22 protein-coding genes are annotated in these 21,725 nt (G+C 62.9%); 10 read left to right on the top strand and 12 right to left on the bottom strand.

Annotated features, from left to right (window positions below; genetic code table 11):
• Positions 1–63: 63 nt before the first annotated feature.
• The 8 genes from CAF92_RS02505 to CAF92_RS02475 form a co-directional block, all read right to left on the bottom strand.
• Positions 64–870 (bottom strand): CpsD/CapB family tyrosine-protein kinase, encoded by an 807-nt coding sequence (locus CAF92_RS02505; protein ID WP_085598982.1) that lies wholly within the window; start codon positions 868–870, stop codon positions 64–66.
• A 10-nt stretch (positions 871–880) separates the two neighbouring features.
• Entirely contained in the window at positions 881–2,443 is a 1,563-nt protein-coding gene (locus CAF92_RS02500; protein WP_085598980.1) for a Wzz/FepE/Etk N-terminal domain-containing protein, read from the bottom strand.
• 19 nt (positions 2,444–2,462) lie between these two features.
• Positions 2,463–3,578 carry a hypothetical protein gene (locus tag CAF92_RS02495; protein WP_085598978.1) on the bottom strand — a complete coding sequence of 372 codons (1,116 nt, stop codon included), beginning with the start codon at positions 3,576–3,578 and terminating at the stop codon, positions 2,463–2,465.
• A 24-nt stretch (positions 3,579–3,602) separates the two neighbouring features.
• Positions 3,603–4,160 (bottom strand): polysaccharide biosynthesis/export family protein, encoded by a 558-nt coding sequence (locus CAF92_RS02490; RefSeq protein ID WP_046614251.1) that lies wholly within the window; start codon positions 4,158–4,160, stop codon positions 3,603–3,605.
• Positions 4,161–4,417: 257 nt separating this feature from the next.
• Positions 4,418–4,594, bottom strand: a complete 177-nt coding sequence (eppA, locus tag CAF92_RS27400) for an EPS-associated small membrane protein EppA (protein WP_170978847.1) — start codon at positions 4,592–4,594, stop codon at positions 4,418–4,420.
• A 248-nt stretch (positions 4,595–4,842) separates the two neighbouring features.
• Positions 4,843–5,385 carry a helix-turn-helix domain-containing protein gene (locus CAF92_RS02485; RefSeq protein ID WP_085598976.1) on the bottom strand — a complete coding sequence of 181 codons (543 nt, stop codon included), beginning with the start codon at positions 5,383–5,385 and terminating at the stop codon, positions 4,843–4,845.
• Positions 5,386–5,537: 152 nt separating this feature from the next.
• Complete coding sequence (locus tag CAF92_RS02480; protein ID WP_085598974.1) at positions 5,538–5,807, bottom strand: DUF6555 family protein; 270 nt, start codon at positions 5,805–5,807, stop codon at positions 5,538–5,540.
• Positions 5,808–5,973: 166 nt separating this feature from the next.
• Positions 5,974–6,183, bottom strand: coding sequence for a general stress protein (locus tag CAF92_RS02475; RefSeq protein ID WP_003259459.1), 210 nt, complete (start codon positions 6,181–6,183; stop codon positions 5,974–5,976).
• A gap of 276 nt (positions 6,184–6,459) precedes the next feature.
• Between CAF92_RS02475 and CAF92_RS02470 the strand changes: the two genes are divergently transcribed.
• Entirely contained in the window at positions 6,460–10,242 is a 3,783-nt protein-coding gene (locus CAF92_RS02470) for a CheR family methyltransferase (RefSeq protein ID WP_085598972.1), read from the top strand.
• Positions 10,243–10,323: 81 nt separating this feature from the next.
• Positions 10,324–10,722, top strand: coding sequence for an NUDIX hydrolase (locus CAF92_RS02465; protein WP_085598970.1), 399 nt, complete (start codon positions 10,324–10,326; stop codon positions 10,720–10,722).
• A 227-nt stretch (positions 10,723–10,949) separates the two neighbouring features.
• Here the strand turns inward: CAF92_RS02465 and CAF92_RS02460 are convergent, their stop codons facing one another.
• Positions 10,950–11,501: an ATP-dependent Clp protease proteolytic subunit gene (locus tag CAF92_RS02460; protein ID WP_046614163.1), complete on the bottom strand. Its 552-nt coding sequence runs from the start codon at positions 11,499–11,501 to the stop codon at positions 10,950–10,952.
• A gap of 22 nt (positions 11,502–11,523) precedes the next feature.
• Complete coding sequence (locus CAF92_RS02455; protein WP_085598968.1) at positions 11,524–11,898, bottom strand: low affinity iron permease family protein; 375 nt, start codon at positions 11,896–11,898, stop codon at positions 11,524–11,526.
• A gap of 166 nt (positions 11,899–12,064) precedes the next feature.
• Between CAF92_RS02455 and CAF92_RS02450 the strand changes: the two genes are divergently transcribed.
• From CAF92_RS02450 to CAF92_RS02430, 5 genes are read left to right on the top strand one after another with little or no spacing between them, the layout of a single operon-like run.
• Complete coding sequence (locus CAF92_RS02450) at positions 12,065–12,982, top strand: DUF72 domain-containing protein (protein WP_046614384.1); 918 nt, start codon at positions 12,065–12,067, stop codon at positions 12,980–12,982.
• On the top strand, positions 12,979–13,764 hold the full coding sequence (locus CAF92_RS02445) for an endonuclease/exonuclease/phosphatase family protein (protein ID WP_085598967.1): 786 nt from the start codon (positions 12,979–12,981) through the stop codon (positions 13,762–13,764). Before CAF92_RS02450 ends, CAF92_RS02445 begins: the two co-directional genes overlap by 4 nt.
• Positions 13,761–14,963, top strand: a complete 1,203-nt coding sequence (clsB, locus tag CAF92_RS02440) for a cardiolipin synthase ClsB (protein WP_085598965.1) — start codon at positions 13,761–13,763, stop codon at positions 14,961–14,963. The genes CAF92_RS02445 and clsB overlap by 4 nt, the downstream gene beginning before the upstream one ends.
• Entirely contained in the window at positions 14,963–15,910 is a 948-nt protein-coding gene (locus CAF92_RS02435) for a lysylphosphatidylglycerol synthase domain-containing protein (RefSeq protein ID WP_085598963.1), read from the top strand. The genes clsB and CAF92_RS02435 overlap by 1 nt, the downstream gene beginning before the upstream one ends.
• 34 nt (positions 15,911–15,944) lie before the next feature.
• Positions 15,945–16,373 carry a hypothetical protein gene (locus tag CAF92_RS02430; RefSeq protein ID WP_085598961.1) on the top strand — a complete coding sequence of 143 codons (429 nt, stop codon included), beginning with the start codon at positions 15,945–15,947 and terminating at the stop codon, positions 16,371–16,373.
• A gap of 193 nt (positions 16,374–16,566) precedes the next feature.
• On the opposite strand, the gene CAF92_RS02425 is transcribed toward CAF92_RS02430, so the two are convergent.
• Together CAF92_RS02425 and CAF92_RS02420 are read right to left on the bottom strand one after the other, a co-directional pair.
• Positions 16,567–16,791 carry a metallothionein gene (locus CAF92_RS02425; protein ID WP_025339091.1) on the bottom strand — a complete coding sequence of 75 codons (225 nt, stop codon included), beginning with the start codon at positions 16,789–16,791 and terminating at the stop codon, positions 16,567–16,569.
• The gene (locus CAF92_RS02420; RefSeq protein ID WP_085598959.1) at positions 16,788–17,252 is read right to left on the bottom strand and encodes a phosphotransferase system, HPr-related protein; all 465 of its coding nucleotides are present in this window, start codon (positions 17,250–17,252) and stop codon (positions 16,788–16,790) included. The genes CAF92_RS02425 and CAF92_RS02420 overlap by 4 nt, the downstream gene beginning before the upstream one ends.
• Positions 17,253–17,380: 128 nt before the next feature.
• Between CAF92_RS02420 and ligD the strand changes: the two genes are divergently transcribed.
• From ligD to CAF92_RS02405, 3 genes are read left to right on the top strand one after another with little or no spacing between them, the layout of a single operon-like run.
• On the top strand, positions 17,381–19,873 hold the full coding sequence (gene ligD, locus CAF92_RS02415) for a DNA ligase D (protein ID WP_085598957.1): 2,493 nt from the start codon (positions 17,381–17,383) through the stop codon (positions 19,871–19,873).
• 54 nt (positions 19,874–19,927) lie between these two features.
• Positions 19,928–20,971, top strand: a complete 1,044-nt coding sequence (locus tag CAF92_RS02410) for an acyl-CoA dehydrogenase family protein (RefSeq protein ID WP_046614171.1) — start codon at positions 19,928–19,930, stop codon at positions 20,969–20,971.
• Complete coding sequence (locus CAF92_RS02405; protein WP_046614172.1) at positions 20,968–21,723, top strand: PIG-L deacetylase family protein; 756 nt, start codon at positions 20,968–20,970, stop codon at positions 21,721–21,723. Before CAF92_RS02410 ends, CAF92_RS02405 begins: the two co-directional genes overlap by 4 nt.
• Positions 21,724–21,725: the final 2 nt, after the last annotated feature.

Raw genomic sequence — 21,725 nt, 5'->3', positions numbered from 1 at the left:
AATCACGCTACCGCATATTGCCTGGGCGCGATGGGCTGCGAAGCAGCCCCGGAACCCCGAACCTCAATAATAGGTACGAGGCTGCTCGTCAGCCTTGTTCAATACCGTCCCCACCAGGTTCACCCTGGCCAGGTGATGCAGGCAATCTTCGATTTCCTTCCTGTTGTTCATACCGTTGGCCACTACCAGCAGCACACAATCGAACTTGGGTATCACGGTGATCGCATCGTCAGAGCTGAGCAGCGGTGGCAAATCGAAAATGCAGATGCGCGACTCGTAGCGGTTGCGCAGTTCGCTGATCAGGTTGTTCACCTTGGGCGATGACAGCATTTCGGTAGACAGTGGCACCGGTACCCGTGTGGGTAGTACCACGAACCGAGGCAAGGTCGGGTTGACCAGGCAGTCCCGCAGCAGGGCCTTGTCGGTCAGAAACTCGTTCAACGCCTGATCCATGGGTAGGCCCAGGCTGCTGCCGACCTTGGGCCGACGCAGGTCGAAGTCCACCAGCAAAGCGGTCTTGGTGGTGTGGTGGGCAATGCTCATGGCCAGGTTGATCGACAGCACCGTCTTGCCCGCTTCGGGGGTTGGCGAGGTGATGGCCAAGGTTCGCCAGCCATTCTCGTCCATGGTCCTGAGCACTTGCGTGCGCAGCAGGTCGATCGGCCCGTTCATGTGGGAGTTCTTGTTGTAGGCGACGATACGGTGACGCTCCAGGTGCTCCGCGCGCAGCGGCACCACCTTGGTGTTCACGTAATCGAACTGGCCAGGCACTTCTGCCAGCGCCGTCCCAGGGGCGGGTGACAAGGCCTGCGGAGTGCCCGGGGTAACCTGGTGAAGATTATTGCCAACAGCCGGCTTGGTCCTGTCCATCACTGCTTTCCTATGCAAACCGAGACATGACTTTGAGCAACAGCACATCCAGTGGCATGTAGAACACGTGCACCAGCACCACCATGATAGCCGCCAGTACCAGTGCCGCCAGGATAAGCCAGTTGCGCCACCGCTTGCGCCTGGCCACATCGGCCTTGGTATCGATGTATGGCAACGCCACCAGCACCCGCCTGCCCAGCAGGTTTTCCAGGGCACCGACGCCGCGAACACGCTGATTGAACATTTCCATCAACATCACCAGCGCACCGCCACCTGCTGGTGCCAGCACCAGGCCCAGAGCAGCGATTTTCTTGCGGTTGGGCTTGATCGGTTTCTCGGGCATCAGCGGTGGTTCCAGCAGCACGAAGCGCTCGGCCTTGTTCTCCTGCTCCAGGCTTTCGGTAATCTTCGCACCCATTTCCTTGGCGCGGATTTCCTCGTACTTCTTGCGCGCATTGTCGTGGTCGCGCATCAAGGTCACCAGGCCACGCTCGACCTGCGGTGCCTCGAGGATCTCGGCCTCGTAGCCTTCCATCTTGCGGGTCAATTCGCGCTTTTGCTCGGCCAGCGAAGCAATGCGCTCCTGTGCCGCACTCATCTTGGCGCGCACGCGGGCGACATCAAGGCCGACCGTGGAGGCCGCAAGCGTGCGATTGCCACTGGCTTCGAGCGCCTGGATCCTGCGCTTGACCGTCACCACATCGGGGTGGGCTTCCTTGTAGCGGCTGAGCAGCCGGGCATACTCGGCCTTCAGGCTGGGCAGGTCCTGGGGCTGTTCGGCACTGGCCGCCCTGGGGCCTTCCCCGGTTTTGGTGGCCAGCCCGGCACTGGCCGCAGACAGTTCCAGTTCAAGGTAACGCAGCTCTTCCTGGGCGGCCTTGTAATCACGGTCGACCTCGCGGAACTCCAGCTCCGACCGTGACAGCATGTTCATGCGCAAGGTCTGGTGTTCGGGCAAGGCGTTGGCGTGGGCCTGCTTGAAATCCGCCAGCTGGTTTTCCAGGCTGGCCAGCTCGGCACCCAGCTTGTTTGCCTCCTGGGTGAGGAACTCGGTGGTTTCGTTGGCTCGCTCGGTACGCTGCTTGAGGTTCTCGTTGAGGAACAGCGTCACCAACTCGTCGGCGACTTCCTTGGCCACCTCTGGCTGCTTGTGCTCGAAGGACACATTGAACGCCACGGTCGCTTCACCGCGCCCGCGTACATAGGTGGTGAGGGTCTCGACCACGACGGCACTGCGCATGTGGTCGATCTTGTCGCCGTCGCTGAAGCGCTTGTCGGGGAAGAGGTTGTACTTGTCGATGATGCGTAGCAGGTTTTCGCGGGTCATCACCCGTTGGCGGATCACTTCGATGCGTTCATCGGCAAAGCTGGTGTTGTTGGTCGACACCAGCTCGGGGGAAATCTGCTGCGACTCCACCAGGATGGTGCCGGTCGATTGGTAGATCGGCGGCACCATCACCGCGACTGCGACGGTCGCGGCCAGGATGACTGCGATGCTCAACCCCAATAACAGGGCCCGGTCCTTGATTATGGCGATGTAATCTCTGAGGGATAGCTCGTAGTCGGACTTCATGGGGCCACCTGCCTGAAGTTCAGATGTCGGGGTACCTGTACGTCAACGTCAAACCCACGATAGTAGCGTTCGCATCGGCTTCGTGATCCTGCTGCCGTTCCTTGTACATCAGCGACAGGCGCAGGTCCCAGTACGGCGAAAACTCGCGGCTGGCCCACACGCTGTAAGTCTGCAGGGTGTTGGGGGTCTGCCCTTTGCTGTCTTGCCAGGCAGCGTCCGCGCCCACCCGAGTCAATTCGCTGACGGCATAACTCCACACACCGCGCACCTGGTCCAGCTCGGCGAAGCCGCCTTCGGCACTGGCCACCGTGCTGCGTTCTGCTGTGAAGCTGGCGACGGCGCGCGCACCGGTATACAGCAGCGCTACCCCACCCTCCCCACGTCGGCCACCTTCGTCACCGGAAACCTCGGTGACACCCACATGCGCGTCGGCGCTGAGGCGTTCGGAGAGCTGGTACTTGACCCCGACCGCCGGGCTGTAGCTGTTGGACGCCGTCGCCGTCTGGTCCTGCTCGGGCTCATAGCGCCGGGCGCCAAAGCGGCTGTACAGATCGGCCCGCTCGCTCCAGGCGTAGGTCCAGGTGAACACGTTGCCCAGTTCTTCGTAACCCGTCAGCGTACTGATGTCATAACGTGCACGGTTGTACGTGGTTTCGTTGCTCAGGGTGCTGCGTTCGGTAACCGCCTGGCTCCAGTTGCCGGCCAGCGTATACAGCTTTTGCGTGCCATCGGTGGTGACCACGCCGGTATCCAGCACCGTTCCCGAAAGCGTCGAACTTTCGTTGTAACGCGCCAGCAGGCCGAACCGCCCGCGCTCGGTCTGGCGCTGCCAGCCCAGGCTGACGTCGGGGTCCTCACGGTCGTCGACCACCGCCGTGTCAGATGAGCGTAATACGTTCATGCCCAGCCCCAACCTCAGTTCGTCACGGTCGAAGGTACCGATCAGGGTGTAATCCGGCGCGATGATCGTGCGCGTTATGCCCTTTTCACCCGACGACAGCAGCAAGGGGTTGCTGTCATGTTCGACGGATGTCGGTACTACCACCGTAGACTGCCAATTTGCTGCCAGGACTGTGTCCGTAAATGGCAACACCAAGATTGCCGTTGCAATGCTAGTTGTTCTTAGAAGAGGCATTAAGTGTTCTTATTGAAGGCAAGATCAAGGAACGACCAGCGTATCGCCAGCCTGCAGTTGGATGTTGGTGGACATATCCCGGCCAGACACCAGGTCTCTATATCGCACGGGCAGGATTTTTTGGGAAGCTCCGGTGCCACGCACCACCTTGATTTCGCTTTCATCGGCAAACTTGTCCAGGCCGCCAGACATGCTCAGGGCCTGCAGCACTGCCGTAGGGCCTGCCATTTGTACCGGCCCGGGTTTGATCACCTTGCCTTGTACATAGACCAGGTTACCGGCAATGCTCTTGACGACAACGCTGACGTTCGGGTCGGGGAGAAACTTCTCGAGTTTGGCAGCCACTTGTTTTTCAACGGTCGTCACATCCAGCCCGGCAACATCGATGCGCCCGGCCAGGGGGAACGTGATACTGCCATCGGGAAGTACAGTGGCTTCCTGGCGCAGGCTATCTTCCTGCCATACCGAAACCATCACCACATCGCCGGGGCTGAGCAGGTAGGTAGCATTGTTCGGGTCGGCCTTACCGGCACCAGACCACGCCATCAGCATGCAGAACGCGGCAAACATTGAACGCACCATGAGGGTCCCTCCGGCCGAAACGGCCCGAAAAAGAGCACTGAATGAGAACAACACACCAACTCTCGCTCCGCTTCGCGGCATACGCCAACCGCGATGGCCTCGATCTTCCAGAGGCCTGCCTTGACGCTGTGCAGCCTGGGCTGTGCTGCCTGCAACCGTGGACCTGCACGGGCTACTGGCAATATAGCAACGGCTCGGGAATTCACAAGCCAGGCCCCGGGCCGCTGGCGTCAAGGGTTAACCCCAGGCTGGCGGACTCAGATCTTGTTCCTGTTGGCGACTGCCACGAAGCCAACGACAGCAAATGCAAAGAACCAACCTGCGGTTGAAACAGGGATGATACTGTTCTGATTGATATACATATCCGCCGCACGCGCCGCGCCACTCAACAGCGCCAGCAAAGACATCGATTTGATAATCAGAGCCGTGCGCATACGCCCCTCCTGTAAGAGGAAAATCAAGTATTTGTTGGCGTGGTGTTCGCGAGTTGCATGACTGTTGAATTGAGCTTATGAACACAATGACATTGCGTCAACGATTCGACACTATAATAAAATTCAATGGGCAACGGATGGTATCGTCAAAATATCGACGTACAAGTTGAGCATAAGGCGCTGCCATGGTGGCGCCAACGTTTCATCCCTGAGAAAGGCAAGGCGGGGCGCTCTGGCGCCCCGGCGTCTTATTCGTCTGCGTGGTGCACCACGACCAGCAACTGCGCCGGCAGTGGCCCTACCGACCTTAGCCGGTGTGGTGTCTGGGCATTGAAATGCAAGGCATCGCCTTGCTCCAGCAGTACGCGCTCGCTCATGAAGTCCACTTCCACCTGGCCGGCGTGGACGAACAGGAATTCTTCGCCCAGGTGTTCCTTGAACGTGGGGTCGCTGAACTCGATCGGCGGCTGGATCAGGAACGGCAGCAGGCTGCGCTGCCCGACCTGGCTGGTGAGGGCAGCGTACCCCGGCCCGGCCCCGTCACCCACCAAGGCCTGGCGCTCGCCATGGCGCACCAGGCTGTAGCGGCTCTGGCCGGCCTGCTCTTCGGCGAACAGTTCTTCGACATTGACATTCAGAGCCCGCGCCAGCTTCAGCGCAGCGGCGATCGAGGGGGTATTCAGGCCACGTTCGACCTTGGACAGATAACTCTTGGTCATGCCGGTCTTGTCGGCCAGCAGCTCCAGGGTCATCCCCAGTTTCTTTCGCAGCAGTTTCAATCGGATAGACATGTGACGCGAGATTCCCAGGCGAAGGCAGCCGGGTAATGATACGTGGACTGCTCAGGAAATGCTGGGGCGGCTGTGCCGTTGCTACAGGGATCGCGTCGACTTTCTGAATATGGGCAAGACAGTTGCTCCCGCACGGGTTGTGCAGTCGGGGGTCACATTGTTGTCGCCGGCCCCCTGACCGACTGGCTCGGCTTGCCGCCGGATACCCGCCAGCTCACCGCGGTAATCCCGTAGCGTTCGGCCATCGGCCTGCTGACTCTCCTTATTTTTTCGCGCCCGAACTTGGGGATGATGCCGATGCCCGCATCGCAACTCGCCCAGTGCCAGGCCTCGGCATTGTCCAGTGTTTCCAGACGGATTATGAAACTGCGTGGCTGGCCATGCAGTTGATAATCGATGATGTACAGCTGTGGGCTAGGCATCGCAGGGGCCTCCTCTTCTCCATGGATGACACCCTGATTGATCGGGGCTTGGCCGGAAGATTCAAAAAATTGTCGAACAAGAGGTACCAACGGCCTTGGATGCCTCGGTACGCAGGGCTTGGCCGCCACCCGGCACCTGCGGTACCGGGTGGCCTGCAACCTCGACTCACTGTTGACGCCCCCCGCCGTGGCTGTTCTGGCCGCCCTTGCGCCCGGCCTCCGATGCCCGCTGGCGGTCATTGGCGAAGTTGCCGCCAGATGCCTGCCCGCCTTTGTGCCCCGCACGGGAGGCCCGTTCCCGATCATTGGCAAAATTGCCAGGGTTGGTTTCCTTGGTGCCGCCGCGCTGGCTGGTTCGCTCTTGATCCTGCGCCATGTGGTTTCTCCTTGCGATGGATGGGTCGCATGGATGTTTTGCCATGCTTTGGTTCCGAGCCGCCGATCACGGAGTCTGCTCAATGGTTTTGCCGGCAACTGACCAGTGGCACCAAACATGGGCCGGCAAAATGTTTGCGTGACATAAGCAGCTGGGTCGCACTTTCCTTCGCAAGCAGAGGTCTCAATGATATGGCGACGGCCTATAATCCCGCCACACACACGCCCGATGATGCTGCTGAGGGCGGAACGTCCCGGTCTGTACAAGGCTCCGTCCATGAAGTCGTCCCTCAAGCAACCTGCCTCGCCCCAGAACCCGGCGCTCAGCCCCAGCCACCTGGATTTTCCGGTGGTGGGCATCGGTGCATCGGCAGGCGGCCTGGAAGCGATCTGTACGTTGTTCCGGCAAATGCCCAACGATTGCGGCATGGCCTTTGTCGTGGTCCTGCACCTGTCCCCCGACCACCAGAGCGTCGCCGACCGCATCATCCAGGAGACCACGCAGATGCCGGTGCGCCAGGTGACCGAGCCGGTGCCGATCGAGCGCAACCACATCTACGTGATTTCACCAGCCAATCGCTTGTCCACCAACGACGGCTACCTGCGCGTGACCCCCGCCAACCGCCGCCGTGGCGACCACGTGGCCATCGACCTGTTCTTCCGTGACCTGGCTGACGTGCACAAGGACCACGCCTTCTGCGTGGTGTTGTCCGGCACCGGTGCCGACGGCGCCGTGGGCCTTTCGCGGATCAAGGAGCAAGGCGGTGTGACCCTGGCGCAAACCCCGGACGACGCTCAATACGACAGCATGCCCCGCGCTGCCATCGAGACCGGCATGGTCGACCTGGTGCTGCCGGCGGCAGAAATGCCGCAGAAGCTGCTGGAGCTGTGGCGCAATGCCCGCCAGGTGCGGCTCCCGGAAATAGATGACGACACCCTGCCACCAGCCTTGGGCACCCGCGCAGGCGATGCCCAGGCCTGCGAGCCGATGCTCGAGGAGATCCTGCTGCAATTGCGCAGCAATACCGGCCACGACTTCCAGCACTACAAGCGCGCCACGGTGCTACGGCGCATCGAGCGCCGCCTGCATGTGACCGGCCAGGCAGACCTGGCGGCCTACCTGCATTACCTGGAACAGCACCCTGCAGAATCCAGGGCGCTGCTGGCTGACATGCTGATTGGCGTGACCAATTTCTTCCGCGATCGCGAAGCCTTCGAAGCCCTGGAGCGCCATGTGCTGCCGCAGCTGGCCTGCGAACGCGACCCGGCCGAGGGCGCGGACGAGATCCGCGTGTGGTCGGCCGGCTGCTCCACCGGCGAAGAGGCTTACAGCCTGGGCATTTTGGTTTGCGAGCAGCTGGCACTTGAGCAGCGCTCGTGCAAGGTTCAGGTGTTCGCCACCGACCTGGACGAACGCGCCATCGGCATCGCCCGCAGCGGCTCCTACCCCGAAGCGATCGTCACCGACGTGCCGCCCAGCCGGCTGCGCCAGTTCTTCATCAAGGAAGACCAGCATTACCGGGTGCGCAAGGAGGTTCGCGAAAAGGTGCTGTTCGCCCGGCATAACCTGCTGTCGGACCCACCGTTCTCGCAGATCGACCTGATTGTCTGCCGCAACCTGCTGATCTACCTGGACCGCGAGGTGCAGCGTGACATCCTGCAGATGTTCCACTTCGCCCTGCGCCCGGGTGGCTACCTGTTCCTCGGTTCGTCCGAGTCGGCCGACGTGGCCAATGAACTGTTCGCCCCGGTGGACAAGCGCAACCGCATTTTCCGCGCACTCGATGCCAGCAATACCGGCCACCGTTCCGGCCGCCAGCTGCCCGGTACTTCGGCCGCCAGCATGCCGCAGGATGTGCTGGCCAAGGCCAAGCCGGGGCGCAAGCCATCCTTCGCCGACCTGCACTACCGCGCCCTGGCGCGCCGCATGCCGCCGAGCCTGATCGTCGATATCGACGGCAATATCCTGCACATGAGCGAAGGCGTGGGGCGTTTTCTGCAACTGGCCGGTGGCGAACCGAGCCGCAGCCTGCTGAACCTGGTGCTGCCGCCCCTGCGCCTGGGCCTGCGCAGCACCTTGTTCCAGGCGCGTCAGGGGACCGAGGCGGTGACCTCGCGCCCTGTCGACCTGGCAGAAACCATGGGCAAACTGCAGGTGGAGATCACCGTGCAGCCGTACAAGGACGAACTCGGTGCCAGCGATTGCCTGCTGGTGGTGTTCGAGGAGCGCGCGCCCGACCCGTCCCTGCCGTTGCCCGGCGTCATCCGGCAGACTGACAGCATGGTCCTGCACAACCTCGAACGTGAACTGCAGCGCACTCGCCTGCAGCTGCAGGATACCATCGAGCAGTCCGAGGTCTCCAGCGAGGAGCTGACGGCTTCCAACGAAGAGATGCAGGCCATCAACGAAGAGTTGCGTTCGGCCAGCGAAGAACTGGAAACCAGCAAGGAAGAGCTGCAGTCGATCAACGAGGAACTGCTCACGGTCAACTACGAGCTGAAGAACAAGGTCGAGGAAACCGACAAGGTCAACGACTACCTCAGCAACCTGATCGCCTGCACCGAGATCGCCACGGTGTTCGTCGACCGCAACCTGCATATTCGCTGGTTCACGCCGCGCGCCGCCGACCTGTTCAATATCCTGCCAGTCGATACCGGCCGCTCCCTGCTCGACATCACCCACCGCCTGGATTACCCGGCACTGGCCGACGATGCCCGCGCGGTGGCCCAGGGCGAGGCCATCATCGAGCGTGAAATCGGTGGCCAGGGTGATCACTGGTACCTGGCGCGCCTGCTGCCCTACCGCTCCAGCGAGCAGAAAATCGACGGCACGGTGCTTACCTTCATCGACATCAGCAGCAGCCATGCCGCCGAAGAGCGCGTGCGCCTGGGCGAAGAGCGCCTGAGCAAGCAATTGGCCGAGACGCAGAGCACCAGCCACATGAAGGACGAGTTCTTCGCCGTCATGTCCCATGAACTCAAGCACCCGCTCAACCTGATCCAGCTCAATGCCGAGATCCTGCGCCGCCTGCCGTCGCTGAGGAACATCAGTGCAGCGAGCAAGGCCGTTGGTACCATCTGTGATGCGGTAACCAGCCAGGCGCGGATCATCGACGACCTGCTGGATGTGGCGCGCATTCGCACTGGCAAGCTCAAACTCAAGACCGAACCGGTGGACCTGCTCGCCCTCCTGCAGGGCATCCATGATGTGGTATCAAGCGAGCAACACCCCTGCCCGGTTCGCCTGGAGCTGCCCGCCGACAACCTGCCGATGATGATCGAGGGTGATGTTACCCGCCTGGAGCAGATCATCTGGAACCTGCTGAACAACGCGCTGAAGTTCAGCCCGGCGGGCAACGAGATACGCCTGGTGCTGAGCCACGACGAGGATAGCGCACGCCTGCAAGTGATCGACCATGGCGTGGGCCTGAGCCACGACAGCCTCGAGCATATCTTCGACCTGTTCAGACAGGCTGCGCCGCAGCAGGCCAGCCACAGCCGGGAAGGCCTGGGCATCGGCCTGTCGCTGGTACGGCAACTGGTCGAGGCCCATGGTGGTAAAGTCCGCGCGGCGTCACCGGGGCTTGGCCTGGGCTGCACCTTTACGGTCACCCTGCCCCTTTGCGATACGCAGTGCCCGCAGCGTGCACAGGGCTCGGAGCCGCTGAGCGTGGGCCGCCTGGATGGAATTCGCGTGTTGCTGGTGGATGACTCTGTAGAGGTGTTGGCGGTAATGCAGGAGCTGCTGGAAATGGAGAGTGCCAGCGTCAATGCCTTCAGCAAGCCACGTGAAGCCCTGGATGCCGCTGCGGGTGCGGAATACGACATCATCCTCTCGGATATCGGCATGCCGATAATGGACGGCCATGCGTTGATCAAGGCCCTGCGCGGCTACCCGCACCTGCGCCATACCCCGGCCATCGCCCTGACCGGCTATGGTGCCAGCGCCGACCAGCACAAGTCGCGCCAGTCAGGCTTCGACCGGCACCTGAACAAGCCGGTGGGCTATGACGAACTGGTGGAGGCCATCGAGGCCCTGAGCGGCTCGGTGCCTTACTGACCGTTGGTCGCTTTGAACGCAACGTTCATTGCGGCCGGGGGCCGAATCTACATGGAATCAAGGATTCGCCCAGGAGCCTGAATGAAACCAGTCAAGCATCGCGCAACCATCATCTGCCGGCATGGCAAACAACCCCATAAATGGTTGTGGGTGAGAAAGCCCAATGCCGCCTGGACCCTGCCCGGCGGCAAGATAGAGCCCGGCGAGACGCCGGTACAGGCAGCGGAGCGTGAATTGCTTGAAGAAACCGGGTTGCAGGCAGAATCGCTGACCCTGTTGATGCGCCATGAAGCGGCAGAGCGCATGCATTATGTGTTCGAGGCGGAATTCGCCGATGCTCCGCATCCCAAGGCGTTGCATGAAATTGCCGATTGGCGGTTCGCCCACCCGGATCAGGTGCCCATGCTCAAGTACGAGATGAAGCGGCTGATCCGTTCGTTGCTGGCCTGTGACCGGGCTACGGCAGCGTCAGTGAGGTAGACCTTCTCCACCTGTACCGGCCCTTTCGCGGGTGAACCCGCTCCCACAGGTTCGGTTGAGTGGCTGAGGAGATTGCCCAGCACTTTTGGTCTGGGCGGTCGTGCAGGCTTGTCAGTACCGGCCTCTTCGCAGCACAAGGCTGCTCCTACTGAACCTCACTAAACCGATGAGTCATGTGTCGTTCTGTGGGAGCGGGTTCACCCGCGAAGAGGCAGGCACAGGAATCGCTAGGCATGCACGCTCCACTGACATGCCTCCACCTCGATCGGCATTTCGTCTACGGCATGGATCATCCCGTTCGCCAATGCCTCCCGTGGCCCCAATATCCGCGGGTAGGCCATCAGATACCGCGGCACATCCAGCACCTCGTCCGCCCCTTCGGTCCGCTCGGCGACGATCTGTGCGTACAGCCGTAGGTCATAGTCCAGGCTCATCGCATATTCGGCCATGCGTGAGTGGTCGACCGAGCCATGCAAGGTCCAGTGGAACGGGTGGAACAGGAACTTGCTGTAACTGCATGCCGTACGCCGTTCCCCGGCCAGGAACAGGATGTTGCCCATGGATTCCACCGTGCCCAGGTTGTGGGTGTGAACCTCGACCGGTAACGCTCGCAGATAGTTGTACAAGGTAAACCCGTAGCTGCACTCGCCGCCCATGGTGGCGATGTTCAGTTGCAGTACATCGGCGCCTTGCTGCAAGGCTCGCGAACAGGTGTTGATCAGGTTGCCGCAGGTGGATGAATTGATGGGCCCGGTAAAGTGGACGATATGTCTGGCCATGCTTGCCTCCAGGGTTGGCAGGTCATTCCTTGGTTTTCTGCGCATCGTCACCCTGCCCGGCCATCTGCCGGTACTGCTTGCGCAGGGCATGAAGCTCGGCCGGATCCATGTCTTCAAGGTCCAGCAGCGCCTTGTGCGCCTGTTGGGTGGTGCGCAACAGCTCATCGATTTTGATGTGCAGTTCGTCGTTGTCGCGGTTCTGGGTGTTCTGGATCAGGAACACCATGAGGAAGGTGATGATGGTGGTCGATGTGTTGATCACCAGTTGCCAAGTGTCGTTGAAGCCGAACAACGGCCCGGTCACTGCCCAGATCAGGATAAGCAGGCAGGCGATGCCGAAGGTTTGCGGGCGGCCAGCCCAATTGGCCAGCCATTGGGCGAAACGGTCGAATTTCATCCTGGCTCCCTTCCTCGTAGCGGGTATTCGGTGGAAACGTCGCAGGCCGCAAAGTTCCGCGCGGCATCAGCCTTTTCCGTTGGTCAACCGTGCTGAACCCTGGCCGCTGTTGACCGGTCGCACTTTCAGAGTGACCGAACAAGGACCCGGCAATGAGGAAGGCAGCGTGAGCGATATCCGCATCGGCATCTCCGGCTGGCGCTACGGCCCGTGGCGCAAGGATTTCTACCCGAAGGGCCTGCCGCAGGACGAAGAACTGGCGTTCGCTTCGCGAGCGGTCAACAGCATTGAAATCAACGGCTCGTTCTATAGCCTGCAAACACCCGAACGTTACCAGGGCTGGCATGACGAAACGCCGCCCGGGTTCGTGTTCGCGGTGAAAGCCCCGCGCTACATCACCCATGTACGCCGACTGAAGGACATCGAAGAAGCCATGGCCAATTTTTTCGCATCCGGGCCGTTGCTGCTCGGCAAGAAGCTGGGGCCATTCCTGTGGCAGTTTCCACCGAACATGAAGTTCGACGAGGCCCGCTTCACAAGTTTTCTCGAATTGCTACCGCACAACCGCAAGGCAGCGCGCGAATGCGCACTAGGGTGTGCGCAGCGCCTGAGGGGCAACGGTGGTACTGACATCAAGGGCAATGCACGGCTGCGTCACGCCGTGGAAATCCGCAATGAAAGCTTTCTGTGCGAAGCCTTCATCAAGCTGCTGCGCAAGCACCGTGTGGCGCTGGTAGTGGCCGACAGCGCCGGGAAATGGCCCTATGTCGAGGACGTTACCGCCGACTTCGTGTACATGCGCCTGCATGGCGATGTCGAACTGTACAGCAGTGGCTATACCGCCCAGGCGCTGCGGCGCTGGAAGCAGCGCATCCAGCACTGGAGCCAGGGCCGCCAGGCCGACGATGCCCAGCTGGTAGTGCCAGGGCCGCCACCGCGGCGCGCCGCCCGTGACGTCTACTGCTACTTCGACAACGACCAGAAGGTCCACGCGCCTTATGATGCCCGACGCCTGTTGCAGAAGCTCTCGCTGGACCATGAGCTGATGACCGAGCCTGGCGTGGTGCCGGAGGTGACCCTGTGAACAGGACCTTGCCTGCCCCGCACTGCATCATCGACAAGATCACTGCCGTGCGTCGGCTGAATGTATTGACGCTGAACGTGCACAAGGGCTTCACCTTCTTCAACCGGCGCTTCATCCTGCCCGAGTTGCGCGAAGCCGTGCGGGCCACCGGCGCCGACCTGGTATTCCTGCAGGAAGTGCACGGCAGCCACCAGCAACATGCCCTGCGCCATCCGGCCTGGCCGGATACGCCACAGTACGAGTTCCTGGCCGACAGCATGTGGCCGCAGTTCGCCTACGGTCGCAATGCCGTATACCCCCATGGTGACCACGGTAACGCGCTGCTGTCGAAATTCCCCATCAGCCGCTTCGACAACCTGGACGTCTCGGTGCAGGGCAACGAGCAGCGCGGCCTGTTGCACTGCCAGCTGGAAGTGCCTGGCCATGACCAGGTGCATGCGGTGTGCGTGCACCTGGGTTTGCGCGAGGCCCACCGGCAACGCCAGGTGAAGCTGCTGCTGGACCTGCTCGACAGCCTGCCGCCCAAGGCACCGGTGATCGTTGCCGGCGATTTCAACGATTGGCGGCTGAAGGCCGATGCGGTGCTGTGCGAACACCTGGTGGAAGCGTTCGGCGAGCATTTCGGCACCCCGGCGCGTAGTTTCCCGGCGCGTCTGCCGCTGTTGCGCCTGGACCGCATCTACCTGCGCAACGCCATGCCCGGTACGGCTCAGGTGCTGTCGAAATACCCGTGGTCGCATCTTTCCGACCACGCCCCTCTGGCTTCGGAGATCAAACTGTGAACCGACCCTGGGTAGACGGCAACAGCGTGCAGTTGCTGATCAATGGCGAGCAATACTACCCCCGCGTGTTCGAGGCCATGGCCCAGGCGCGGGAAGAAATCCTGCTGGAGACCTTCATCATCTTCGACGACAAGGTTGGCCAGCAATTGCAGCAGGTACTGATTGATGCCGCCCGCCGCGGCGTACGCGTCGAAGTGGCCGTGGATGGCTACGGCACGGCCGACCTGCCTGAAGCATTCATTGCGGCCTTGACCGATGCCGGCGTCAGTTTCCATGCCTTCGACCCGCAGCCGCGGCTGGTGGGCATGCGCACCAACCTGTTCCGGCGCCTGCACCGCAAGATCGTGGTGATCGATGGCGAGCGGGCCTTCATTGGCGGCATCAACTACAGCGCCGACCATCTGGGCGACTTTGGCCCCATGGCCAAGCAGGACTATGCCGTGGAGGTCGTCGGCCCGGTGGTGGCACAGGTTCATGCCTCCAGCAAGCGCCTGATGTCACCGGTGCTGCAGCCGCCCAGCGCGGTAAGGCCATTGACCGAGCCTGCCGGTACCTGCACCGCCGTGCTGGTCGAGCGCGACAACAAGGTGCGCAGCACCGATATCGAGGCCCACTACCTGCAGGCGTTTCGCAGTGCCCGACGGCGCATCGTGGTGGCCAATGCTTATTTCTTCCCGGGCTACCGGCTGATGCGTGAATTGCGCAATGCGTCCCGGCGCGGCGTGGAGGTACGGCTGATCCTGCAGGGCCAGCCAGACATGCGCTGGGTACGGGCGTTGTCGCGGCTGCTGTACAACTACCTGCTGCGCGACGGTGTGGCCATTCACGAGTACTGCCAGCGGCCACTGCACGGCAAGGTGGCGCTGGTGGACGATGAGTGGGCCACGGTCGGCTCCAGCAACCTGGACCCGTTGAGCCTGTCGTTCAACCTGGAGGCCAACCTGTTCATCCGCGACCGCGACTTCAACCAGCAGCTCAACCAGCACCTGCAGATGCTGGCCAGCGAACAATGCAAGCCGGTCACCCTGGAACGCATGGTGCGCGGTTACTGGTGGCGGGCGCCGCTGATTTTCCTGTGCTTCCACGTTATTCGCCATTTCCCGCGGATTGCCGGTTGGTTTCCGGCGCACCGCCAGCACTTGCGCTCGGTGCAGCCGGAGGCCGAGGCACAGGGTGACTATCACGAGGGCAAGACCTGATGGCGCGAAAACACTGGCAAACCTGGGGCAAACGGCTGTTCACCCTGGCATTCCTGATCCTGATCCCTGCGCTGCTGTACCTGCTGGCGCGCAACCTGGACTGGAACGAAGTGCGCCAGTCGTTGCTGGCCTACAAGCCCGGTACCCTGGCCATCGGCCTGGTGCTGGCAGCGTGCAGCTACCTGACATTTGCCAGTTACGACTTGCTGGCCCGGGCCTACACCGGCCACCAACTGCCGGCTCGCCAGGTGCTGCCAGTGGCCTTCGTGTGCTATGCGTTCAACCTCAATTTCACCACTTGGGTGGGCGGCGTCGCCTTGCGCTACCGGCTGTATAGCCGCCTGGGCCTGGACACTGCAACCATCACGCGCATCCTCACCCTGGGCCTGCTGACCAACTGGATGGGCTACATGCTGCTGGCTGGCACGGTGTTCGCCTTGCGCCTGGTCGAGCTGCCCGCCAACTGGGCGGTGGGCGCCACCGGCCTGCAACTGATCGGCCTGGTATTGCTGGCGATTGCCGCAGGCTACCTGTTGGCCTGTGGTTTTGCCAAAAAGCGAACCTGGCGCTGGCGCGAGCATGAGGTAACGCTGCCGTCGCTGCGCCTTGCGCTGTGCCAGGTGGTACTGGGTGCCAGCAACTGGGCGCTGATGGCACTGCTGATCTTCTGGCTGCTGCCTGGCGAAGCGTTCTACCCGTCGATACTTGGCATCCTGCTGATCAGTTGCGTTGCCGGTGTGGTCGCGCATATCCCGGCCGGGCTGGGTGTGCTGGAAACGGTATTCCTGGCCCTGCTGCACGGGCAGCTTGCGCAAGGCACGCTGGTGGCGGCCCTGCTGGGCTACCGCACGCTGTACTACCTGGTGCCGCTATTGCTGGCGGTGCTTACCTACCTGATCCTGGAGAAACGCGCCAAGGCCATGCGCCGGCGTGACAAGCCGGCCTAGAGCTGGCAAGGGCCACTGGCCCCGGAGGTGACAAATGCGTGGTGCTGTCTTGAAGCCGATGTTGATACTGATGATGACCAGCCTGGTCAGCAGCCAGGCCCTGGCCGAAGCCTGCAACGTGCTCACCCGCTCCTCCAGCGAGGCAGTCACGCCGGTGGAGCGGCACAGCTGCTACAGCTACAGCAACCTGCCCGCCGAAGCGATCAACTGGTCATGCAGCAACGAGAGCAAGGACATGCTCAACAGTGAAAAGCACAAGGTCGCGCGTTGTGCGGATGGCAGCGTTGGCAGCTGCATCGCACCGTTGACCCAGGAGGCATTGGCCAACCCCAAGGCGGCTGGCGGTGACAAACCGGCGTTGCCCAAGGATGCGCGAGTGATCACCTACTACTACGACACCCCCAGCCTGGGCCAGGCCCGCACCGATTGCGAGCGTAACAACGGCATCTGGCAGACTCACTGATTCTGCAGGCTCGCGCGCTGCTTTTTGTGGGAGCGGCCTTGCGTCGCGAAGGGGCCGCAGCGCGGCCCCAGGATTTCAGCTTCGCACGGAAAATTGCCGGGGCCGCTTTGCGGCCCTTTCGCGACACAAGGCCGCTCCCACAGGATCATCACAGCCCTATAGACCTATGCAGAACCTATGGGACGGCGATGTTTCAGGGCGAAATCGGGTCACTCGCCGGGAAGGTCTCGTCCAGCGCATTGTCCACCGCGCTTTCCCCAGTCTTTTCGCCACAGTGGCAATCAGGCATCCGGCACGGCTCGCCATTGCGATGCCCGCTGGCACAGGCCTCGCAGCAATATACCTTGCCTTCGAGTTGCAAGGCATTGGCATCCACGGTGCAGGAACAATGAGCACAGGCACAACGTACCTCGTTCATGGCTTGCTCTCCTCGTCATCGATCACGTCATCGGTCCACGGTTCGCCATCCAGCGGCGCGGAACGGGCCAGTTCGGCTTCGTCCAGGCCTATGCCGCCGCCAATCTCATTGGCTTCGACCCGCCTCAGGGTCTTGTCTGCAGGGCCGCCGCTGCCGCCCGGTTCGTGCGGGTCGCGGGCGCCGGTTTCGTCCAGCAGGGTGTCCGGGCTCAGGTCGTCGTAGGTGACGTTGTCCTCGTGCAGGCTATCGCTCAACGCCTCGCCGCCGGTCATGCCGCTTTCTGCCACGCGTCGCGGTGGGAACTCGCGTGCCACGTCCGCGACCGGTCGCTCGTCACCCACACGCCCCTCGCGTTCATCCAGGCGCTCGTCGAAGTCCAGTTCATGCACGCTACCCATGCGGTCTTCGGTGTCGTCGATTTCAGTGGGGGTATATGGCTTCGGTTCATCTGCTCGGGCCATGTGCGTTCTCCGTCAGGTGGCTTCATTCGGTCGACTGCACGTGCTGCTGGAAGATTCAGAGTTTTTTTGAACTACCGCTCGGGCTGTTGCCTCCCAGATTAGAGACTGCGAACCGCCCGGAGCCCGTCATGGCCAAGCCCCTGCAGGAATATGCGCGCAAGCGCGACTTCAATGCCACGCCCGAGCCCAGCGGCAAGCGCAGCCGTGGCAAACGTGCCCATGCGCTGCAGTTCTGCATCCAGAAGCACGACGCCAGCCACCTGCACTACGACTTCCGCCTGGAGCTCGATGGCACGCTGAAAAGCTGGGCCATCCCCAAAGGGCCGTCGCTGGACCCCAAGGTGCGCCGCCTGGCCGTGCACGTGGAGGACCACCCGCTGGACTACGCCGACTTCGAAGGCCATATCCCCGAAGGCCACTACGGCGCAGGCGACGTGATCGTGTGGGACCGGGGCATCTGGGAGCCCGAAGGGGATGCGCATGAGGCCTATGCCAAGGGCAAGCTGCGTTTCCGCCTGCAAGGCGAAAAGCTCAGCGGTGTGTGGAACCTGTTCCGCACTCACCTGGCCGGCAAGAAGGAGCAGTGGATGCTGGTCAAGTCGCATGACGGCCAGGCGCGTAGCGAAGCCGACTACAGCATCGTCGACGCCCTGCCCGACAGCGTGCTCAGCGACCGCACGCTGGTGCCACGCAAGCCGGCAGCCAAAAAGGCCGCCGCGCCGCGTCGCAAAACTGCCAGCAAAGGCCGGAAGCTGCCTTTGCCTGCGCAGCTGCAGCCACAACTGGCGACCTTGGTCGACTCCCCGCCCAGTGGCGACTGGCGCTACGAGGTCAAATTCGACGGTTACCGCATCCTTGCCCGCATCGACGGTGATGACGTGCGCCTGTTCACCCGCAACGGCCATGACTGGAGCGGCAAGATGCCCAGGCAGGTTGCCGCCTTGCGTGCGCTGGGCATCGATTCGGGCTGGCTCGATGGCGAGGTGGTGGTTGCTGGCGAAGATGGCGCGGCGGACTTCCAGGCGCTGCAGAACGCTTTCGACACCGAGCACGACGAACACATCACCTATTACCTGTTCGACCTGCCCTTCCTGGGCGGCCAGGACTTGCGGCAGTTACCGCTGCAGGACAGACGCACCACCTTGCAGCGTTTGCTGGAACACAACGAGTCGGATGTACTCAAGTACTCCGCCGACTTTGACCAGCCCGTCGAATCCCTGCTCGACAGCGCCTGCCGGCTGCAACTCGAAGGCCTGATCGGCAAGCGTGTCGACAGCCCCTACAGCGGCCGCCGCAGCCCCGACTGGATCAAGCTCAAGTGCAAGCAGCGCCAAGAGTTCGTGATCGTCGGCTACACCGACCCCAAAGGCAGCCGCAGCGGTTTCGGCGCCCTGCTGCTGGCCTTGCACGACCACGACAGCGGCGAGTTGCGCTATGCCGGCAAGGTCGGTACCGGCTTCAGTGCCACCACTCTGGCCAGCATCCATGCCCGGCTGAAACCGTTGGAAATCGCCAGGCCGGCCCTGCCTAACCCGCCCACCGGGGCCGAAGCCCGAGGCGTGCACTGGCTTGAACCGCAACTGCTGGCCGAAGTCGCCTACGCCCAGATGACCCGTGACGGCATCGTGCGCCATTCGGTGTTCCACGGCCTGCGCGATGACAAACCGGCTACTGCCATCGACCTGGAGCGCCGCATGCCCGCCAAGACCCTGCCCAAGCGCAACCAGGCCAAGGCCCCCGAGCCCTTGGGCGAACTTCGCCTGACTCACCCCGAGCGGGTGATTGACCCCACCAGTGGCGTAACCAAACGAGAGGTCGCCGAGTACTATGCCGCAGTCAGCCAGTGGATCCTGCCCCAGCTCAAGGATCGCCCGGTGGCGCTGGTGCGCGCGCCGGACGGCCTGGCCGGGGAGCTGTTCTTCCAGAAGAACGCCGGCCAGCTGCATCTGCCCAACGTGCTCAGCTACGACAAGGCCGAGGCCGGCCAGGCGGCGATGGTCATCAACCGCGCCGACACCCTGCTGGGTGCCGTGCAGATGAACATGCTCGAGCTGCACACCTGGAACGCTACCGACAAGGACTTCGACAAGCCCGACCGCTTCGTCCTCGACCTGGACCCGGACCCGGCACTGCCGTGGAAGGCCATGCTCGAAGCCACCCAACTGGCCCTGACCTTGCTGGATGAACTGGGGCTGAAGGTGTTTATCAAGACCAGTGGCGGCAAAGGCATGCACCTGGTCGTGCCCCTGACCCGGCGGGCCAGCTGGGATGAGGTCAAGGCGTTCAGCCACGGCATCGTCGATTACCTGGCCAGGCTGTTCCCAGACAGGCTCAGTGCCGTGTCCGGGCCCAAGAACCGAATCGGGCGCATCTTCATCGACTATCTGCGTAACGGCAAGGGTGCTACCACCGCCTGCGCGTATACCCTGCGCGCCCGAGAAGGCCTGCCGGTATCCGTGCCGATCTGGCGCGAGGAACTGCCGCAGCTCAAGGGCGCCAACCAGTGGAACATCGGCAACGTGCTTGAGCGCCTGGGCGATGTGGACGACCCGTGGGCGGAGTATGGCAAGACAAGGCAATCGATCACCGTGGCCATGCGCAAGCAGCTGGGGATGGCCTGATGACGGCTTGCCTGCAGCGCTGCGCCCGCAGTGCCTCACCAAGGAGCCGAGCCCATGAGCATCGTCCAGGATTTTGACCTGACCAACCTCGATCGCCTGCTGCGTGCCTTCGGCGAGCGGCAGCAGCCGCTCAACCTGGATACCCAGTTGCCGCAACTGATCCAGGCACTGCAAGCCGACCACCTCGACCTCCTGCCCCTGCCCGGTCAGGGCAACACGCTACGGCGTTGGCAAACACTGGCCCGGGTGGCAGGCTGTGACCTGGCCTTGGCCAAGTTGTACGAGGGCCACACGGACGCGTTGGCGATCCTTGCCGAATGCGCGGCTGCACACCACGCCGCCGAGGGTATATGGGGCGTGTGGGCCGCCGAACCGCCGGATGCCCGCGCCCGCATCGTGGCCCGTGATGGCGACCAGGTCCGCCTGGAGGGGCGCAAGGCCTGGTGCTCGGGCGCACTGCAGATCGACCGGGCGCTGGTCACGGCCTGGGACCAGCACGACCAGCCCCAGCTGGTGGCCATCGAACTGTCCCATCCCAGCCAGGGCCTTGCCATAGACCGCTGGCAGGCCATTGGCATGGCCACCACCGCCAGTGTCGAAGTCGAATTCAACCAAACCCCTGGCATCGCCATTGGCCGCCCCGGGCAATACCTGTCACGCCCTGGGTTCTGGCATGGCGGTGCCGGCATTGCGGCATGCTGGTACGGCGCCGCCGAAGCCTTGGCCGACTACCTGCGTGAACACTGCCGCAACCCCCGCCCCGACCCACACGCCGATGCTCACCTGGGTGCGGTCGATGCCGCCTTGTACGGCGCCAGGGCGGCACTGCGCGAATGCGCGGCGTGGATCGACCACCAACCAGGCGCAGACGCCAGCTTCGAAGTGCGGCGCACCCGCGCCCAGGTGGAACAGGCGGTGGAACAGGTGATCCACCACGTTGGCCGGGCGCTGGGCGCTACGCCTTTCTGCCGCGACAACCACTTTGCCCGGCTGAGCGCGGACTTGCCGGTGTTCCTGCGCCAGAGCCACGCCGAGCGCGACCTGGCGGCGCTCGGTGAGCAGTTGGCACAACAGCCGGCGGGAGTCTGGCAGCTATGAGCGAGAACCTGATCCAGGCGAACAGCGGTACGCCGTGGGCGGCCTGGCAGCAGGCTGCGCACCTGGCCAGGGCCACCTGGGTCACTCCGCAGCAGCTGTGCCCGCCGGGCCGTCGCCTGGTACTGCTGGCTCCGCACCCCGATGACGAGATCCTCATGGCCGGTGGGTTGTTGGCGGGCTTCCATGGCCGGGAAGACGACCTGGTGCTGATCTCCGCCACCGATGGTGAAGCCAGCCACCCAGGCTCGACCCACTGGAGCGAGCACCGCCTGCGCCGGCAAAGGCCGCTGGAGAGCCGCCATGCGCTGCAACAGCTTGACCTCGACCTCGGCCGCCTGGACTGGCGGCGGCTTCACCTCAAGGATGGCGCGTTGCCACGTGACGAGGCGTTTCTGCTCAACCACCTGAGCCAGTTGCTTCGGCCTGACGACCTGCTGATGGCAACCTGGAGCGGCGATGGCCACTGTGACCACGAGGCAGTGGGCCGGGCTGCGGCGCAGGCAGCACGGGTGCGCAAGGTGCAATGCCTGGAGGTACCCGTGTGGGCCTGGCACTGGGCGCGACCGGACGACCCGCGCCTGCCTTGGCCAAGGGCTCACCGCATCCAGCTGGACGAGGCCAGCCTGGCCCGCAAGCGCAAGGCCCTGGCCGCCCATGTCAGCCAGCTGGAGCCGGATGGCCAGCGCCCGCCCGTACTGCCGCCGAACTTGCTGGATTGCCTGCTGCAACCTTTCGAACTGGTGTTCCTGTAAAT

The sequence above is a fragment of the Pseudomonas sp. B10(2017) genome (genome assembly GCF_002113295.1).
In the GTDB taxonomy this organism is placed as follows: domain Bacteria; phylum Pseudomonadota; class Gammaproteobacteria; order Pseudomonadales; family Pseudomonadaceae; genus Aquipseudomonas; species Aquipseudomonas pudica.
The sequence above is the reverse complement of the archived record's forward strand: the minus strand, read 5'-3'. Positions and strand labels throughout refer to the sequence as shown.

Excerpts from the sequence above, each read along its gene's own strand:
- CAF92_RS02470 (WP_085598972.1), top strand. The coding sequence starts at position 6,460 with ATGAAGTCGTCCCTCAAGCAACCTGCCTCGCCCCAGAACCCGGCGCTC.
- CAF92_RS02485 (WP_085598976.1), bottom strand. The coding sequence starts at position 5,385 with ATGTCTATCCGATTGAAACTGCTGCGAAAGAAACTGGGGATGACCCTG.
- CAF92_RS02455 (WP_085598968.1), bottom strand. The coding sequence starts at position 11,898 with ATGAAATTCGACCGTTTCGCCCAATGGCTGGCCAATTGGGCTGGCCGC.
- CAF92_RS02460 (WP_046614163.1), bottom strand. The coding sequence starts at position 11,501 with ATGGCCAGACATATCGTCCACTTTACCGGGCCCATCAATTCATCCACC.
- CAF92_RS02495 (WP_085598978.1), bottom strand. The coding sequence starts at position 3,578 with ATGCCTCTTCTAAGAACAACTAGCATTGCAACGGCAATCTTGGTGTTG.
- CAF92_RS02410 (WP_046614171.1), top strand. The coding sequence starts at position 19,928 with ATGAGCATCGTCCAGGATTTTGACCTGACCAACCTCGATCGCCTGCTG.
- CAF92_RS02475 (WP_003259459.1), bottom strand. The coding sequence starts at position 6,183 with ATGGCGCAGGATCAAGAGCGAACCAGCCAGCGCGGCGGCACCAAGGAA.
- CAF92_RS02425 (WP_025339091.1), bottom strand. The coding sequence starts at position 16,791 with ATGAACGAGGTACGTTGTGCCTGTGCTCATTGTTCCTGCACCGTGGAT.
- CAF92_RS02465 (WP_085598970.1), top strand. The coding sequence starts at position 10,324 with ATGAAACCAGTCAAGCATCGCGCAACCATCATCTGCCGGCATGGCAAA.
- CAF92_RS02435 (WP_085598963.1), top strand. The coding sequence starts at position 14,963 with ATGGCGCGAAAACACTGGCAAACCTGGGGCAAACGGCTGTTCACCCTG.
- CAF92_RS02500 (WP_085598980.1), bottom strand. The coding sequence starts at position 2,443 with ATGAAGTCCGACTACGAGCTATCCCTCAGAGATTACATCGCCATAATC.
- CAF92_RS02505 (WP_085598982.1), bottom strand. The coding sequence starts at position 870 with ATGGACAGGACCAAGCCGGCTGTTGGCAATAATCTTCACCAGGTTACC.
- CAF92_RS02420 (WP_085598959.1), bottom strand. The coding sequence starts at position 17,252 with ATGGCCCGAGCAGATGAACCGAAGCCATATACCCCCACTGAAATCGAC.
- CAF92_RS02430 (WP_085598961.1), top strand. The coding sequence starts at position 15,945 with ATGCGTGGTGCTGTCTTGAAGCCGATGTTGATACTGATGATGACCAGC.
- ligD (WP_085598957.1), top strand. The coding sequence starts at position 17,381 with ATGGCCAAGCCCCTGCAGGAATATGCGCGCAAGCGCGACTTCAATGCC.
- CAF92_RS02405 (WP_046614172.1), top strand. The coding sequence starts at position 20,968 with ATGAGCGAGAACCTGATCCAGGCGAACAGCGGTACGCCGTGGGCGGCC.
- eppA (WP_170978847.1), bottom strand. The coding sequence starts at position 4,594 with ATGCGCACGGCTCTGATTATCAAATCGATGTCTTTGCTGGCGCTGTTG.
- CAF92_RS02490 (WP_046614251.1), bottom strand. The coding sequence starts at position 4,160 with ATGGTGCGTTCAATGTTTGCCGCGTTCTGCATGCTGATGGCGTGGTCT.
- CAF92_RS02480 (WP_085598974.1), bottom strand. The coding sequence starts at position 5,807 with ATGCCTAGCCCACAGCTGTACATCATCGATTATCAACTGCATGGCCAG.